The organism is Amycolatopsis sp. 505, from assembly GCF_031625235.1.
In the GTDB taxonomy this organism is placed as follows: domain Bacteria; phylum Actinomycetota; class Actinomycetes; order Mycobacteriales; family Pseudonocardiaceae; genus Amycolatopsis.
Map to the genome: position 1 here is coordinate 257283 of NZ_JACKQP010000001.1, position 15512 is coordinate 272794.

Here is a 15512-nt window from a genome sequence, read left to right on the forward strand (position 1 = left end):
GTCTGGGAGAGGTGGTGTGCGTCATGGCTGTGGAGACCCTGCTGCCGTCCGCTGCCCCGGTGCGGTTCGTCGCCGAGGACGGAAGCCGTGCCGACCAAGCCGGCGGCTACGGCGAACCGGCCGGAGAGCGGCTCAAGGAGGCCTACCGGCTGATGGTCCTGGGCCGCCGGTTCGACGTGCAGGCGACCGCGCTCACCAAGCAGGGCCGCCTCGCCGTGTACCCCTCCAGCGCCGGCCAGGAAGCCTGCCAGGTCGCCGCCGCGCTGGCCCTCGACACCCAGGACTGGCTCTTCCCGACCTACCGCGACTCCGTCGCCCTCGTCGCCCGCGGCCTGGAGCCCGGCGAAGTCCTGACGCTCCTTCGCGGCGACGCGCACTGCGGCTACAACCCGGTCGAGACGCGCGTAGCGCCTCAATGCACTCCGCTCGCAACGCAGACGCTCCACGCCGCCGGCCTCGCGCACGCGATGCAGCGACGCGGCGAAGACGCCGTCGCGCTGGCGTTCATCGGAGACGGCGCCACCAGCGAAGGCGACTTCCACGAAGCGCTCAACTTCGCGGCCGTCTTCAAGGCGCCCGTCGTCTTCTTCGTGCAGAACAACCGCTTCGCCATCTCGGTGCCGTTCGAGAAGCAGAGCGCCGCCGAAGCGCTGGCGTACAAGGGTGTCGGCTACGGCATGCGCTCCGAGCAGGTCGACGGCAACGACGCCGTCGCCGTGCTGGCCGTCCTCGACGACGCCGTGAAGCACGCGCGCGAAGGCCACGGCCCCGTCCTCGTCGAGGCGCACACCTATCGCATCGACGCCCACACCAACGCCGACGACGCCACCCGCTACCGCGACGCCGACGAAGTCGCGAAGTGGCGCGAAGCGGACCCGCTCAAGCGGCTCGAGACCTACCTCAAGAGCCGAAACGTCCTCCAGGACGACGAAATCGAGCGGTTCGCGGCCGACGCCGAGGTGTTCGCCCAGTCCGTCCGCGACACCCTCAACGCCGAGCCCGAGCTCGACCCGCTGTCGCTGTTCGACCACGTCTACGCCGAACCGACCCGCCAGCTCGAAGCCCAGCGCGCCACCCTCGCAGCCGAACTGGAGGCCTGATGACGACCACCATGGCGCAGGCCCTCAACGCCGCCCTGCGCGACGCCCTCAAGGACGACGACGGCGTCCTCGTCTTCGGCGAGGACGTCGGCACCCTCGGCGGCGTCTTCCGCGTCACCGACGGCATCACCGCCGACTTCGGCGAGGACCGCTGCTTCGACACCCCCCTGGCCGAGTCCGGCATCGTCGGGTTCGCCGTCGGGATGGCCATGGGCGGCTTCCGCCCGGTCGTCGAAATGCAGTTCGACGCCTTCGCCTACCCCGCGTTCGAGCAGATCACCTCGCACGTCGCGAAGCTGCGCAACCGCACCCGGGGTGCGCTGCACCTGCCCATGGTCATCCGGATCCCGTACGCCGGCGGCATCGGCGGCGTCGAGCACCACTGCGACTCCAGCGAGGCCTACTACACGCACACCCCCGGCCTGCGCGTCGTCACGCCGGGCACCGCGCAGGACGCCTACGACCTGCTCCGCGACGCCATCGAGTCACCCGACCCGGTCATCTTCCTCGAGCCGAAGTGCCGCTACTGGTCGAGCGAAGAGGTCACCTTCACCCGCTCCGGCCCGGCCATGGACCAGGCCCTGGTCCGCCGCCACGGCAAGGACGTCACGCTCATCGCCTACGGCCCGATGGTCGCCACCGCGCTGGAAACCGCCGAAGCGGCGAAGGCCGAGGGCTGGGACGTCGAGGTCGTCGACCTGCGCTCGCTGGCGCCGTTCGACGACGAGACCGTCACGGCTTCGGTCCGCCGCACCGGGCGGGCGGTCGTGGTGCACGAGGCCGCCGGGTTCGGCGGGTACGGCGCCGAGGTCGTCGCGCGGGTCACCGAGCAGTGCTTCCACCAGCTGCACGCGCCCGTCCTGCGGGTCACCGGGCTCGACATCCCGTACCCGGCGCCGAAGCTCGAGCGCCACCAGCTGCCCGACGTCGACCGGATCCTCGACACGATCGCGCGCCTGCAGTGGGACGACACGCCGGTGGTGGCCGGTGCCTGACTTCCTGCTGCCGGACCTCGGCGAAGGCCTGACCGAGGCGGCGATCGTGGACTGGCGGGTCGAGGTCGGCGACACCGTCGCCGTCGACCAGGTCGTCGTCGAGGTCGAGACGGCGAAGGCGGCCGTCGAGGTGCCGGTGCCGTTCGCCGGCGTGGTGTCCGCGCTGCACGGCGAGCCGGGGCAGCTGCTGCCGGTCGGCGCGCCGCTGCTGACCGTCGGTGGGTTCGCGGAACCAGGCGTCACGACGTCTTCCGGGAGCGGCAACGTCCTCATCGGCTACGGCACCGCGCCGACGACCCGGCGCAAGCGGGCCCGGCGTCCGGTGAGCGGCACCGCGCCCACGCGGCCGAAGCAGCCCGGCGTGATCTCGCCGTTCGTCCGGAAACTGGCCGCCGACAACGGGATCGACCTCGCGAAGGTCACCCCGGGCGGTCCGGACGGCATCATCCGCCGCGCCGACGTCGAAGCGGCGCTGAAGAAGACCGGCTCGAAGGGCCGGCGCATCCCGCTCACCGGCGTGCGCAAAGCCGTCGCCGACAAGCTTTCGACGTCCCGGCGCGAAATCCCGGAAGCCACGGTCTGGGTGGACGTCGACGCGACCGGGCTGGTCGCCGCGCGGGCCGCGCTGAACGCCAAGAGCGACCGGCCGGTCAGCCTGCTCGGCCTGATCGCGCGGTTCGCCGTCGCGGGGCTGCGCCGGTACCCCGAGCTGAACTCGCGCGTCGAGGGCGACGAGATCGTCCTGCTGGACGAGATCCACCTCGGCTTCGCCGCGCAGACCGACCGCGGCCTGGTCGTGCCGGTGGTGCGGGACGCCGGGGCGCTGTCGACGCGGGACCTGTCGGCGGCGATCGGCGACCGCGCCCGCACCGCGCGGGAGGGCAAACTCGCGCCCGCGGACCTCGCCGGCGGCACCTTCACCGTCAACAACTACGGCGTGTTCGGCGTCGACGGCTCGGCCGCGATCATCAACCACCCCGAGGCGGCGATCCTCGGCATCGGCCGGATCATCGACCGGCCGTGGGTGGTCGACGGCGCCTTGGTGGCGCGGAAGATCTGCGAGCTGACCCTGGCGTTCGACCACCGCGTCTGCGACGGCGGCACGGCGGGCGGGTTCCTGCGGTTCGTCGCCGACTGCGTGGAGTCGCCGGTCACCGCCCTCGGTGATTTGTAGACGCACCGGGCGCATTGGCCGGTCGTGACGGCCGTGGCACTTACAGTGGTCGCGTGACGACACCGGCCCAGCACGACCGCGACCTCGCGGAGGGGCGCGTCGCCCGGCTCAAGCAGGACCTGCGGGACGGGCTCGCGACCCCGCCCGGGGACGTCGAGGCGATGGACGAGCTCGTGGCGAGCGCCCACCGGCTGCTCGACGCCGAGCTGGCGTTCGACGAGGCCAAGCGGCGGCTCGCCGACGCCGAACTCGAATCCCGGCACGCGGCGACCCAGCGTGCGGTCGTCTGGCTCGCGGCCGCGCCGGTGCTGGTGCCGCTGGTTTCCGCGGCGCTGGTGCTGTTCGAAGTGCTTTCGCCGGTGTGGCTGGTGGTCCTGGTCCCGCTGTTCGGCGCGGGCCTGTGGGTCGGCTTCGCGCCGGTCCGCCGGGCCGGGGCGGTGATCCGCGAGCGGACCCGGGCGGCGTGGGCGGGCAGCGCCACGGCGTCGGTGCTGGTGCTCGCCCTGGTCCCGTGGTCCGGAGCGGTGGTATGCACGGTCCTGGCGGCGCTGGGCGCCGCGGGCACGATCGCGCTGCTGTGGCGGGAAAGCCGGACGCCATGAGCCACGGCTACGCGACTTACGGCGACGACCCGGAGTTCACGCAGGAGTACGACTACCCGGACGCCGTCGACCCCACCCGGCGCGACCTCGACGAGCTGTTCACGGCGGTCGACGGGCTGCGCGAGGCCGGCGACCGCCTGGGCCAGGACGTCGCCGAGCTGACCGAGCGGCTCGAGAGCGGCGGCCCGGACCGGCAGGACGACCGGATCGACCGCCTCGGCCGGCAGCTGGAGCGGCTGCAGCAGCAGGTCCGCGTCCTGGAGCGCGCGGTCCGCGTGTCCGACGGCGTCCCGCAGGTGAACCTCGACGACGTCGGCCCGGAGACGCGGGCCCTCGCGGCGGAGGCGGCGCGCTGGGACGACCTGCACAAGGAGCTGGTCACGAAGGAGCAGCGCGCGCGGTACGAGGAGGAGATCGCGCACCTCGGCTCGCTGCGATCGGCGCTTTCCCGGTGCGACACCGACCTGCTGGAGGTGGTGCGCGTCCTGGCGTCGACGGAGCGAGCGTCCCGGACCCGGGGCGACGCGGAGTCGTCGTTGCGGGCCTTGTCGACGCGGCGCCGGACGCTGCTGGACGAGGAGATCCCGGCGGCCTCGGCGGCGGCCGAGAAGGCGCGGCTGGCGCTGCGCGAGGCGGACGCGGTCGAGGCGCGCGTGGTCCCGCAGCTGGAGCGGGCCGAGCGCGCGTGGCACGACCTACAGGTCCGGTTGCGGACGCGGATCACGGACGCGCTGGGCTCGAACGCGCTGCTGCCGACGTGGTTCGGGCACGCGCTGGGGGTGGCGCCGCCGTCGGGGACATCGGGTGACGCCTGGATCCGGACGGCCGCGTCGGTGCTGGCGTACCGGGTGACGTTCGGGGTCGCCGACCCGGCCCTGCCGCTGGGCCCGCCCGCGGGCGAGGACGCGGACACGACGGAACGGCGGTGGACCTGGCGGGCGAGGCTGGAGTCCGACTTGGACGACCTCTCGCTGTAGGCGGTTCAGTCGCGGAGGGCCGACTCCAGCCGGTGGTGCAGCTCGCCGAGGCGGGTTTTGCCCGGTTTGCCCGGCGGGAACTTGTGCAGGAGGACGCGGACCTCCGGTGGGGCCTGCGAAAGCGCCCACTCGACCTCCGCCTCCGCGGAGCCGCCCGCCAGTTCGCGCGCCAACGCTGCCTGCTGGGCCGGGCCCACGATGTGCTTCACCTGGTGCGGCGACTCCAGCGGATGCAGGTACGCCGCACCCGCCGCGCCGACCGCGGCCCGCGCCGCCGCCGAAGCCGCCGGGTCGGCGGCCGAGCCCGCGGCCGCCAGTGCGGCCCACGCCGCCGTGCGCAGGGCCTTGGTGCGCGGACCGCCCGCGGCGAACTCCCGGGCCGCCGTGATCGCCGCGGCCGGGCGGGGGTCGTCCGGGATCAGCGGCAGCACGCGTTCAGCGCAGGCGGCGGCCCAGCTCGTCAAGGCCCGCAGTTCGTCGAGATCCAGCTCCATGCCCCTGAAGCTTATCCTTGAACCGCCGGTTGAAACTCGGGGCGGCGCAGGGCCTGGCGGCGCAGGCGGTTGAACAGCTTCGCGTCGTTCAACGCGAACACCCCCACCGTGGCGCCGTCGCGGGAGAACGTGGCCACGAACGAGGCCGACGCCGGGTCGCCGGCCACGAACGTGAGCTCGTCGTCCGGGCGTGGGTGGCCGGCCAGCTGCAACGTCCCCGAATACTGGTCCGACCAGACGTACCCGCTCGGCGTGTACGTCCGCGTGGTGTGCCCGGCCAGCAGGTTGGCCACCGCGACCGGGGCCTGCTCCGAGGCGTTCGTCCAGTGTTCGTGCCGCCGCCCGCCGTACCGGGCCACGTCCCCGACCGCCACCACCTGCGGGAGCGAAGTGACCAGTCCTTCGTCCGTGTGGACGCCGTTGCCGACCTTCAAACCCGAACCCTCGAGCCACTCGGTCGACGGCGTCATCCCGACGCCCGTCACCACCACGTCGGCCGGGACGACCGCACCGGACGCCAGCGAGACGCCGGCCGGGGAGAGCCCGGTGACCCGGACGCCGCAGCGCAGGTCCGTGCCGTGGTCGAGGTGCAGCCGGGCGCAGACTTCGGCCAGCGAAGGGCCCAGCACCGGCGCCAGCGGCGCGGCCAGCGCTTCCAGGACGACCACGTCGAGGCCCAGCGAACGGCAGGTCGACGCCACCTCGGCCCCGATGAACCCGGCTCCGACGATGGCCACGCGGACCCCCGGGACCAGCGCGGCGCGCAGAGCGAGAGCGTCGTCGAGCGTCCGCAACACAAAGGCGCCCTCGAAGCCCGGCAGCGTGCGTGCGCGGCCGCCGGTGGCGATCACGACGCCGTCCGCGTGCACCGACGTGCCGTCCGACAGCAGCACGCGCCGGTCGGCCGGCGCCAGCGCCGTCGCCCGGACGCCGAGCCGGAAGTCCAGGGCCAGCGACGCCAGGTCACCGGCGTCGAGCAGGTCGAGGGACTCCCGCGACGCCGTCCCGGCCAGGAAGCCCTTGGACAGCGGCGGCCGGTCGTAGGGCAGGTGTACCTCGTCGCCGATCAGCACGATCCCGCCGTCGTACCCCTGCGCGCGCAGCTCCTGCGCCGCGCGGACCCCGGCGAGCGACGCGCCGACGACCGCGACCCGCTTCACGCGGCGTCCTCGCCGGCCACACCCCGGACGTAGACGACGCCGTCCTCGACGACCACGGCGTACGTGGGCACCGGGTCCTTCGCCGGCAGGCAGGTCGGCATGCCCGTGCGCAGGTCGAACAGCGCCGCGTGCAGCGGGCATTCGACGAAACAGCCTTCGAGCCAGCCGTCGGCCAGGGAGGCGTCCTGGTGGGTGCACGTGTCGCCGATGGCGTACAGCTCGCCCTCCTCGGTGCGGAACACCGCGATGGCGGGCGGTCCGGGGATCCGGACGGACTCGCCGGGGGGCAGCTCGTCCACCGTGCACGCGCGAATCATGACGCCTCCGGGAAAAGTTGCGCATTGGGGAACATCAACTGCGATACGCAACAAGTCTGAGTCCGGTGACGGGGTGCGTCAAGGGGGTACGCCCCGGTAGTTTTCGTTACCGGATAACGGGTATCCGGGCACGCCGAGACGCCCGTGCCGGGGATGGTGGCACGGGCGCGACGGCGCTGGCGGCTAGTTCTCCCCGTGCCGGTAGAACGGCGTCTTGATCGGGGCGAGCGGGGTGTTGCCGAGGATCAGGTCGGCGGCCTTCTCGGCGGTCATCATCACCGGGGCGTAGATGTTGCCGTTGGTGATGTAGGGCATCACCGACGCGTCGACCACGCGCAGGCCCTCGGTGCCGTGCACCCGCATGCTCTGCGGGTCGACGACGGACATGTCGTCCACGCCCATCTTCGTCGTGCACGACGGGTGCAACGCCGTTTCGGCGTCCTTGGCCACCCAGTCGAGGATCTCTTCGTCGGTCTCCACGGACGGCCCCGGCGAGATCTCCCCGCCGTTGTACGGGTCGAGCGCGGACTGGTTGAGGATCTTCCGCGCCACCCGCACCGCTTCGACCCATTCCTTGCGATCGGTCTCGGTCGACAGGTAGTTGAACCTGATCGCCGGGTGTTCCCGCGGGTCGGTGGACTTGATCTTCACCGAGCCGCGGGTGTCGGCGTACATCGGCCCGACGTGCACCTGGTAGCCGTGCCCTTCGGTGGGCGCCGAGCCGTCGTAGCGGATCGCCACCGGCAGGAAGTGGAACATCAGGTTCGGGTACTTCACCTCGTCGTTGGACCGGACGAACCCGCCGCCCTCGAAGTGGTTCGTGGCGGCCGGCCCGGACCGCAGGAACAGCCACTGGGCGCCGATGTACGGCCGCTTCCACTTCGCCAGCGACGGCTGCATCGACACCGGCTGCTTGCAGGCGTACTGGATGTACACCTCCAGGTGGTCCTGGAGGTTTTCGCCGACGCCCGGCAGGTCCTTCACGACGTCGATGCCGAGCTTCTCCAGCTCCGCCGCGTTCCCGACGCCGGACAGCTGCAGCAGCTGCGGGCTGTTGATCGCGCCGCCGCAGAGGATGATCTCCTTGCCGTAAACCTCACCCGGCACGCCCCGGCCCTGCGCGTACTCGACGCCGACCGCGCGCGTGCCGTCGAAGAGGATCTGCGACACGAACGCGTGCGTCTTCACCGTGAGGTTGGGCCGGTCCAGCACCGGGTGCAGGTACGCGCCCGCCGCCGACAGCCGCCGTCCTTTCCGGACGTTCCGGTCGAAGGCGGCGAACCCTTCCTGCCGGTAGCCGTTGACGTCGTCGGTGCGCGGGTAGCCTGCCTGCTCGGCGGCGTCGAAGAAGGCCTGGAACAACGGGTTCGACGCCGGGCCGCGCTCCAGTTCGAGCGGGCCGTCGTGGCCGCGCCACGGCCCGTCCGGCGGGTCGGCGAGGCAGTTCTCCATCCGGTTGAAGTACGGCAGGCAGTGCGCGTAGTCCCAAGTGGACATCCCGGGATCGCTCGCCCAGCGCTCGTAGTCCATCGGGTTGCCGCGCTGGAAGATCATCCCGTTGATGCTGGACGACCCGCCGAGCACCTTGCCGCGCGCGTGGTAGATGCGACGGCGGTTCATGTACGGCTCGGGTTCGCTGCGGTAGCCCCAGTCGTAGAACTTCGACCCGATCGGGAAGGTCAGCGCGGCCGGCATGTGGATGAAGACGTCCCACTTGTAGTCCGACCGGCCCGCTTCCAGGACGAGGACCTTGTTCGACGGGTCGGCCGAGAGCCGGTTCGCCAGCGCGCAGCCCGCCGAGCCACCGCCGACGATGACGAAGTCGTAGGTATCGGAACTCATGGCGCCTCCTATCCGGGCAGGGTGTCCGGGGCGTTGTCGGGCATGTGCTCGGGGCTCGTGTGCGACGAACCCCAGGTGCGGCGCCGGACGTAGAGCATGATCGCACCGATGATCACGATCAGCGCGGTGACGATCACCGCGCCCCACTGGAAGTACCAGTGGTCGTCGCCGTAGACCTCGGCGCGCGGCCAGATCAGGTTGATCGTCATGGCCGCGCCGTAGAGCACCGCGACCAGGTTCACCAGCGTGCCCCAGCGGCCCAGCTTGAAGTACGGCCCGTGCTCCGGCCGCGGCCAGTGGCCGCGCAGGCGGCGCACCAGCATCGGGCCGGTGACCATCAGGTAGGGGATGTAGAACAGGATGATCGCCGTCGAGGTCAGGATGAAGAACGCCCGCTGGTTGCCGAGGTTGATCAGCAGCACGACGACGGTGAGGCCGCCGGTCAGCAGCGCGGGCAGCACCGGCGTCTTGGACCGCGGCGACACCTTCGCCATCGCGGTGCTGAACGGCAGGCGGCCGTCGCGGGCCATCGCCCAGGTCATCCGGATCGCCGCGGTCTGCACGGCCAGGCAGCACACGGTGATCGCGATCGCCGAGCAGATCAGGAAGGCGTCGCCGAGCCCTTCGCCGAGGGTGCTCTTCAGCAGGTACGGCATGCCGGACGTGCTCAGCTCCTTGGCGCTCAGGTCGCCGACGGCCATCATGCCGAACAGCATGATCAGCCCGCCGACGATGAACGCCGCGGTGATGGCGCGCAGGATCGCGCGGGGCGCGTGCCGCCGCGGCTGGGTCGTCTCCTCGGCCAGCGAGCCCGCGGTGTCGAAGCCGTAGAAGACGTACGCGCTCATCAGCGAGGCCACCAGGAACGCCCCGAGGTACCCGAACGAGTGACCCTCACCGGTACCGGCGGTGTCGAAGACCAGGCCGGGGCCGCGCTTGATGTGGATGGCCAGCGCGATCACGAGCAGGATGCTCGCGCCGAGCTCCACCGCGACCCCGAAGTTGTTGATCTTCGCCATCAGCTTGACGCCGATGATGTTGACGATCGTGGCGAACACGACCAGCACCAGGGCCAGGATGATGGCGTTCTGAGCGCCGCCCGGGGTCGACGTCAGGCCGGCGTCTTCGTCGCTGCCGACGATCTGGAACGCGGTCGAGACCTGCGGCAGGATGATCTGGTAGGCGACCGCGACGGCCGCCGCCGTGACGATCGCACCGATGATCATGATCCAGCCGGCCAGCCACGACGTCGCCGGTTTCGCGATCTGCTTGGCCCACTGGTACACCGAGCCGGCGAGCGGGTACTGCCCGGCGAGCTCGGCGAAGCACAGGGCGACGGCGAACTGGCCGATGAAGACCAGCGGCCAGGTCCAGATGAAGGCCGGGCCACCCGACCCGAAGCCGAAGAAGAAGAGCTGGAACACGCCGGTCAGGATCGAGATGTAGCTGAACCCGGCGGCGAAGCTGGAGAACGAGCCGAGCGAGCGCTCGAGCTCCTGGCGGTAGCCGAACTTCTCGAGTTCGGAGCTGTCGTCCGGAGCAGGCCCCCCGCCCGCCGGTTTTTCCTGAGTGGTCATCGCGTGCGTCCTCACGTGGTGGGGGAAGGGGTGGTCTCAGCCCTTGAACCAGTGCTGCGGAGCGGGATCGATGTTCTGGTAGATGTGCTTGCTCTCCTGGTACTCGGCCAGCCCGGACGGCCCGAGTTCGCGGCCGATGCCCGATCTGCCGAAACCACCCCACTCCGCCTGCGGCAGGTAGGGGTGGTAGTCGTTGATCCACACGGTGCCGTGGCGCAGGGCCCCGGCGACCCGCTGGGCGCGGGACGCGTCCGACGTCCACACGGCTCCGGCGAGCCCGTACTCGGTGTCGTTGGCCAGCGCGATCGCGTCGGCCTCGTCGGTGAAGCGTTCCACGGTGACGACCGGGCCGAAGACCTCTTCCCGGACGATCGTCATGTCCCGGGTGCAGCCGGAGAACACCGTGGGGCGCAGGAAGAAACCGGTTTCGTACTCCGGTCCCTCGGGTCGCCGGCCGCCCGCCCGGAGCGTCGCACCTTCGGCGAGAGCGCTTTCGATGTAGCCCTCGACCTTGGCGCGGTGCTGCGCCGAGACGAGCGGGCCCGTCTCGGTTTTCGGGTCCAGCCCGTCGCCGACGCGGATGCGGTCGGCGCGCGCGGCGAGGTCCGCGACGAACCGGTCGTGGATTCCCTCCTGGACGATCAGCCGGGCGCCCGCCGAGCAGACCTGTCCGGAGTGGACGAAGGCGGCCATCAGGGCGTAGTCGAGGGCGGTTTCGTAGTCGGCGTCGTCGAAGACGACGTTCGGGTTCTTGCCGCCGAGCTCGAGGGCGACCCGGCGGACGCCCTTCGCGGCGGCCGTCATGATCTTCTCGCCGGTCGAGTAGCCGCCGGTGAACGAGACCAGGTCGACGCCCGGGTGCTCGACCATCGCCGCGCCGACGCGGCCGTCGCCGAGCAGGAGGTTGACCACGCCGTCCGGCACGCCCGCCTCGTCCAGCAGGGCGACCAGCTTGATGGTGGTCAGCGGGGTGACTTCGCTGGGTTTGAGCACCACGGTGTTGCCGGAGGCGAGGGCGGGCGCGACCTTCCAGGACATCTGGAGCAGCGGGTAGTTCCAGGGCGCGATGAGGGCGCAGACGCCGACCGGTTCGTGCACGATCCGGCTGACGACGGTCGCGCTGCCCGCGTCGACCAGGCGTCCGGCCTCCTTGTCGGCGAGGTCGGCGTAGTAGCGGAAGACGTTCGTCACGTCGTCGATGTCGATCCGGCCTTCGCCGAGCGTCTTGCCCGTGTCGAGGCTCTCCGTGCGGGCCAGCTCCTCGCGGTCGCGGACCAGCAGATCGGCGGTCCTGCGGAGGAGCTGGGCGCGTTCGCCGGCGGTGGTCCGGCGCCAGGGACCCTGGTCGAAGGCCGTTCGGGCAGCTTCGACCGCGGCGCCGACCTCCTGGTCGCCCGCCTCGGCGAGGGTCTCGATGACCTGGCCGGTGGCGGGGTTGAGCACATCGAACATGCGGCCCTTCCCGGAGCGGTAGTGGCTGCTTCGCGTCAAGAGTGCGTACATTTGTACGCGAAGTGTGTACAGATGTCCACAAGGGGGCTCGATGGCGAAGAGCGAACCCGGCGCGACGCGGCGCCGCGGTCCGAACGATCCCGAGCGGCGGGCGCGGATCGCCAAGGCGGCGATCGAGGTGGTCGCCAAGCGCGGGATCGACGGCGTCACGCACCGGTCGGTGGCGGCCGCGGCGGGCGTCCCGCTCGGCTCGACGACCTACCACTTCGCGACCTTGGACGACCTCCTGGAGGTCGCCCTGCACGAGGCGGCCGAGAAGAACGTGCACGCGCTGAAGGAGTGGGAGTCCGCGCTCCCGCCGGACGCCGACTTCGCCGCCGCGCTCGCCGACCTGGTGATGGGCTACATCAACGAGCAGTACCGGGACACCGTCGTGGAGTACGACCTGTACGTCGCGGCCCTGCACCGGCCGGCCCTGCGCAAGGCGAGCGCGGCCTGGGACGACGCCCTGATCGCGTTCTTCGGCTCCCGGACGGACCCGCTCACCGGGCGGCTGCTGGCCGGGTTGTTCTGCGGCCTGCTGATGCAGGCGGCCCTGGCCGACCCGCGCCCCACCCGCGACGAGATCGAAACACTGTTCCGGCGGGCGATCGAGGGACCGGCGGCCTGAACTTGTTGACAGCCGCGCGTGGCGGCAGTCACTCTGTTCCGGAGTGAGCAACAAGACGCGTTCTGCGCAACTACTCCCGAACTGATCCGCGGAGAGGACCACGCCGGTGACCGCAATCGATCTCCCGCCGAGCCTGCTCGCCACCCTGCCCGGCGCCGCCTACACCGACCCGGCGATCTTCGCGGCCGAACAGGCGAAGATCTTCGAGGCCGACTGGTTCTGCGCCGTGCGCAGCGCCGACCTCGCCGGGCCGGGGGCGTTCGAGACCGTGCAGATCGGCAAGGAGAGCGTGCTCGTCTCGCGGGGCCGGGACGGGAAGCTGAACGCGTTCCTCAACGTCTGCCGCCACCGCGGCGCCCGGCTGTGCACGGCCGAAACCGGTACCGTCAAGCGCGCCTTCCAGTGCCCGTACCACGCCTGGACGTACGGCCTCGACGGCAAGCTGATCGCCGCGCCCAACCTCACCGGGATGCCGGACGTCGACCGCACCGAATTCGGGCTGACCAAGGTCCACCTGCGGGAATGGCTCGGCTACGCCTGGGTCTGCCTGGCCGGCGAGCCGCCGTCGTTCGACGAAACCGTGATCGGTGCCGTCACCGAACGGCTCGGCGGCCCGGCCGAGATCGACGCCTACGGCATCGACGGCCTGGCGCTGGGCAAGCGCATCGAGTACGACGTGAAGGCGAACTGGAAGCAGATCATCGAAAACTTCATGGAGTGCTACCACTGCGCGACGATCCACCCCGAGCTCACCGAGGTCCTCCCGGAGTTCGCCGACGGGTACGCCGCGCAGTACTACGTCGGCCACGGCGCCGAATTCGGCGGCGACATCAAGGGCTTCACCGTCGACGGCAGCGAAGGCGTCGATCGCCTCCCCGGCGTCACCGAAGCCCAGGACCGCAAGTACTACGCGATCACCATCAAACCGGGCGTCTTCGTCAACCTCGTCCCGGACCACGTCATCCTGCACCGGATGTTCCCCCTGGCCCCGGACCGGACGCTGGTCCGCTGCGACTGGCTCTACCTGCCCGAGGTGGTTTCCTCGGGCCGCGACCTCAGCCGGTCGGTCGAGCTGTTCCACCGCGTCAACCTGCAGGACTTCGAGGCGTGCGAACGCTGCCAGCTGGCGATGGACTCGCGGTCGTACGCCAACGGGGGTGTGCTCGTGCCCAGTGAGCACCACATCGGTGCCTTCCACGACTGGGTCCGGGCGAGGCTGGCTTAGATCAGCGCCCGGATGGCGGCCTCGAACCCGGTGACGTGCGCATGGGTCAGCGCGGCCGCCTTCTCGGCGTCACCCTCGATGATCGCGGTGAGGAGCGGGACGTGCTCGTCGACGTGGCCGGCCATCCCGGACAGCCGGGGCACGAACACGCACCAGATCCGGGTGGCCAGGTTGTCGTACCGGATCAGCGTGTCTTCGAGGAACGGGTTGTGCACGCACCGGTAAATGGCCCGGTGCAGGGCGAGATCGGTGCGCAGCAGTTCGGCGTTGCCCCGGTCCGGGGCGCCCGCGTCGAGCTGCGCGCGCAGCTCGGTCAGCGCGGCCCGGTCGGCGTCGGTCGCGCGTTCGGCCGCGGCGGCCGTCGCCATCGGTTCGAGGGTGCGCCGGACCTCGGAGATGTGCGCGAGGTCGGAGATGTTGACGTCGGTGGCGAACGTCCCGCGCCGCGGGTAGGCGACGACCAGGCGTTCGGACTCCAGCCGCTTCAGCGCCTCGCGGATCGGCGTCCGGCCCATGCCGAGTGCGGTCCCGAGCTCCTCCTCGTTGAGCGGGGAGCCCGGCGGGATGTCCAGCATGACCAGGCGATCACGGACGAACAGGTACGCCTGTTCGGCCAGCGACGGGGGATTGACCTGCGGATGCATGGCGCTTAGCCTACATCGACGATTGATATATCAGAAGTCGACCAGTCCTCGGAGGACGCTCGATGACCGATCTGCCGGAGCACCCGGACTTCCTCTGGGACAACCCCGAGCCTCGCAACAGCTACGACGTGGTCATCGTCGGTGGCGGCGGGCACGGCCTCGCCACCGCGTACTACCTGGCCAAGCAGGGCATCACGAACGTGGCCGTGCTGGAGAAGGGCTGGCTGGCCGGCGGGAACATGGCCCGCAACACCACGATCATCCGCTCCAACTACCTCTGGGACGAGAGCTCCGGCATCTACGAGCACTCCCTCAAGCTGTGGGAAGGCCTCGAAGAGGACCTCGGCTACCCGATCCAGTTCAGCCAGCGCGGGGTGCTGAACCTGGCGCACAGCCTGCAGGACGTCCGCGACAGCGTCCGCCGGGTCGAGGCCAACAAGCTCAACGGCATCGACGCCGAGTGGGTGGACGCCGACGGCGTCAAGGAGATCTGCCCGATCGTCAACACCTCGCCGGACGTCCGCTACCCGGTGCTCGGCGCGACCTTCCAGCCGCGCGCGGGCATCGCGAAGCACGACTACGTGGCCTGGGGGTTCGCCCGCGCCGCGCACGAGATGGGCGTCGACCTCATCCAGAACTGCGAGGTCACCGGCATCACCACGAGCGGCGGGCGGGTCACCGGCGTCGAGACGTCGAGGGGCCGGATCGCCGCGGGCAAGGTGGGGCTGTGCGCGGCCGGGCACACGTCGGTGCTGGCCCGCATGGTGGGTCTCGACCTGCCGCTGACGTCGCACCCGTTGCAGGCGCTGGTGTCCGAGCTGCTCGAACCGATCCACCCGACGGTCGTCATGTCGAACGCCGTGCACGTCTACGTTTCCCAGGCGCACAAGGGCGAACTGGTGATGGGCGCCGGCATCGACAGCTACCACGGGTACGGCCAGCGCGGTTCGTTCCACATCATCGAGCAGCAGATGGCGGCCGCACTGGAGCTGTTCCCGGTGTTCGCACGGGCGCACCTGCTGCGGACCTGGGCCGGGATCGTCGACACCAGCCCGGACGCGTCGCCGATCATCGGCCTGACGCCGGTGGAGAACCTGTTCCTCAACTGCGGCTGGGGCACCGGCGGCTTCAAGGCCACCCCCGGCGTCGGGGACGTCTTCGCCGCGACCATCGCGCGCGGCAAGCCGCACGAGTACGCCGAACCGTTCAGCTTGGACCGGTTCACCACCGGTGCCCTCGTCGACGAGCACGGCGCCGCCGCCGTCGCGCACTAGGAGTACTGC

At 71.0% G+C, this 15512-nt stretch carries 15 protein-coding genes; 8 read left to right on the forward strand and 7 right to left on the reverse strand.

The window, feature by feature from the left end:
- Positions 1-23: 23 nt before the first annotated feature.
- Genes pdhA through H5965_RS01345 form a run of 5 tightly spaced genes read left to right on the forward strand, consistent with a single transcriptional unit; the run spans position 24 to position 4848 of the window.
- Positions 24-1100: a pyruvate dehydrogenase (acetyl-transferring) E1 component subunit alpha gene (gene pdhA, locus H5965_RS01325; protein WP_310967290.1), complete on the forward strand. Its 1077-nt coding sequence runs from the start codon at positions 24-26 to the stop codon at positions 1098-1100.
- Positions 1100-2095, forward strand: coding sequence for an alpha-ketoacid dehydrogenase subunit beta (locus H5965_RS01330; RefSeq protein WP_310967291.1), 996 nt, complete (start codon positions 1100-1102; stop codon positions 2093-2095). Before pdhA ends, H5965_RS01330 begins: the two co-directional genes overlap by 1 nt.
- Complete coding sequence (locus tag H5965_RS01335; RefSeq protein WP_310967293.1) at positions 2088-3269, forward strand: dihydrolipoamide acetyltransferase family protein; 1182 nt, start codon at positions 2088-2090, stop codon at positions 3267-3269. Before H5965_RS01330 ends, H5965_RS01335 begins: the two co-directional genes overlap by 8 nt.
- Before the next feature lie 53 nt (positions 3270-3322).
- Entirely contained in the window at positions 3323-3871 is a 549-nt protein-coding gene (locus tag H5965_RS01340; RefSeq protein ID WP_310967295.1) for a hypothetical protein, read from the forward strand.
- Positions 3847-4848 (forward strand): hypothetical protein, encoded by a 1002-nt coding sequence (locus tag H5965_RS01345; protein WP_310967296.1) that lies wholly within the window; start codon positions 3847-3849, stop codon positions 4846-4848. Before H5965_RS01340 ends, H5965_RS01345 begins: the two co-directional genes overlap by 25 nt.
- A gap of 5 nt (positions 4849-4853) precedes the next feature.
- On the opposite strand, the gene H5965_RS01350 is transcribed toward H5965_RS01345, so the two are convergent.
- From H5965_RS01350 to H5965_RS01375, 6 genes are all read right to left on the reverse strand, one after another.
- The gene (locus tag H5965_RS01350) at positions 4854-5342 is read right to left on the reverse strand and encodes a putative immunity protein (RefSeq protein WP_310967297.1); all 489 of its coding nucleotides are present in this window, start codon (positions 5340-5342) and stop codon (positions 4854-4856) included.
- A gap of 11 nt (positions 5343-5353) precedes the next feature.
- Positions 5354-6502, reverse strand: a complete 1149-nt coding sequence (locus H5965_RS01355; RefSeq protein ID WP_310967299.1) for an FAD-dependent oxidoreductase — start codon at positions 6500-6502, stop codon at positions 5354-5356.
- Complete coding sequence (locus H5965_RS01360; protein ID WP_310967300.1) at positions 6499-6819, reverse strand: bifunctional 3-phenylpropionate/cinnamic acid dioxygenase ferredoxin subunit; 321 nt, start codon at positions 6817-6819, stop codon at positions 6499-6501. Before H5965_RS01360 ends, H5965_RS01355 begins: the two co-directional genes overlap by 4 nt.
- Before the next feature lie 183 nt (positions 6820-7002).
- Positions 7003-8661 carry a choline dehydrogenase gene (gene betA / locus H5965_RS01365; protein WP_310967301.1) on the reverse strand — a complete coding sequence of 553 codons (1659 nt, stop codon included), beginning with the start codon at positions 8659-8661 and terminating at the stop codon, positions 7003-7005.
- An 8-nt stretch (positions 8662-8669) separates the two neighbouring features.
- Positions 8670-10238: an amino acid permease gene (locus H5965_RS01370; protein ID WP_310967303.1), complete on the reverse strand. Its 1569-nt coding sequence runs from the start codon at positions 10236-10238 to the stop codon at positions 8670-8672.
- 36 nt (positions 10239-10274) lie between these two features.
- Complete coding sequence (locus H5965_RS01375) at positions 10275-11741, reverse strand: aldehyde dehydrogenase family protein (RefSeq protein WP_310967305.1); 1467 nt, start codon at positions 11739-11741, stop codon at positions 10275-10277.
- A gap of 40 nt (positions 11742-11781) precedes the next feature.
- On the opposite strand from H5965_RS01375, the gene H5965_RS01380 reads away from it, so the two are divergent.
- On the forward strand, positions 11782-12360 hold the full coding sequence (locus H5965_RS01380; RefSeq protein WP_310967307.1) for a TetR family transcriptional regulator: 579 nt from the start codon (positions 11782-11784) through the stop codon (positions 12358-12360).
- A 106-nt stretch (positions 12361-12466) separates the two neighbouring features.
- Positions 12467-13585 (forward strand): aromatic ring-hydroxylating dioxygenase subunit alpha, encoded by a 1119-nt coding sequence (locus H5965_RS01385; protein ID WP_310967308.1) that lies wholly within the window; start codon positions 12467-12469, stop codon positions 13583-13585.
- Here H5965_RS01385 and H5965_RS01390 read toward each other — a convergent pair.
- On the reverse strand, positions 13582-14229 hold the full coding sequence (locus tag H5965_RS01390; protein ID WP_310967310.1) for a GntR family transcriptional regulator: 648 nt from the start codon (positions 14227-14229) through the stop codon (positions 13582-13584). The genes H5965_RS01385 and H5965_RS01390 overlap by 4 nt on opposite strands.
- Positions 14230-14291: 62 nt before the next feature.
- Between H5965_RS01390 and H5965_RS01395 the strand changes: the two genes are divergently transcribed.
- Positions 14292-15503 carry a sarcosine oxidase subunit beta family protein gene (locus H5965_RS01395; RefSeq protein ID WP_310967312.1) on the forward strand — a complete coding sequence of 404 codons (1212 nt, stop codon included), beginning with the start codon at positions 14292-14294 and terminating at the stop codon, positions 15501-15503.
- The last annotated feature ends 9 nt before the right edge of the window (positions 15504-15512 follow it).

Excerpts from the sequence above, each read along its gene's own strand:
- pdhA (WP_310967290.1), top strand. The coding sequence starts at position 24 with ATGGCTGTGGAGACCCTGCTGCCGTCCGCTGCCCCGGTGCGGTTCGTC.
- H5965_RS01330 (WP_310967291.1), top strand. The coding sequence starts at position 1,100 with ATGACGACCACCATGGCGCAGGCCCTCAACGCCGCCCTGCGCGACGCC.
- H5965_RS01350 (WP_310967297.1), bottom strand. The coding sequence starts at position 5,342 with ATGGAGCTGGATCTCGACGAACTGCGGGCCTTGACGAGCTGGGCCGCC.
- H5965_RS01360 (WP_310967300.1), bottom strand. The coding sequence starts at position 6,819 with ATGATTCGCGCGTGCACGGTGGACGAGCTGCCCCCCGGCGAGTCCGTC.
- betA (WP_310967301.1), bottom strand. The coding sequence starts at position 8,661 with ATGAGTTCCGATACCTACGACTTCGTCATCGTCGGCGGTGGCTCGGCG.
- H5965_RS01370 (WP_310967303.1), bottom strand. The coding sequence starts at position 10,238 with ATGACCACTCAGGAAAAACCGGCGGGCGGGGGGCCTGCTCCGGACGAC.
- H5965_RS01375 (WP_310967305.1), bottom strand. The coding sequence starts at position 11,741 with ATGTACGCACTCTTGACGCGAAGCAGCCACTACCGCTCCGGGAAGGGC.
- H5965_RS01380 (WP_310967307.1), top strand. The coding sequence starts at position 11,782 with ATGGCGAAGAGCGAACCCGGCGCGACGCGGCGCCGCGGTCCGAACGAT.
- H5965_RS01390 (WP_310967310.1), bottom strand. The coding sequence starts at position 14,229 with ATGCATCCGCAGGTCAATCCCCCGTCGCTGGCCGAACAGGCGTACCTG.
- H5965_RS01395 (WP_310967312.1), top strand. The coding sequence starts at position 14,292 with ATGACCGATCTGCCGGAGCACCCGGACTTCCTCTGGGACAACCCCGAG.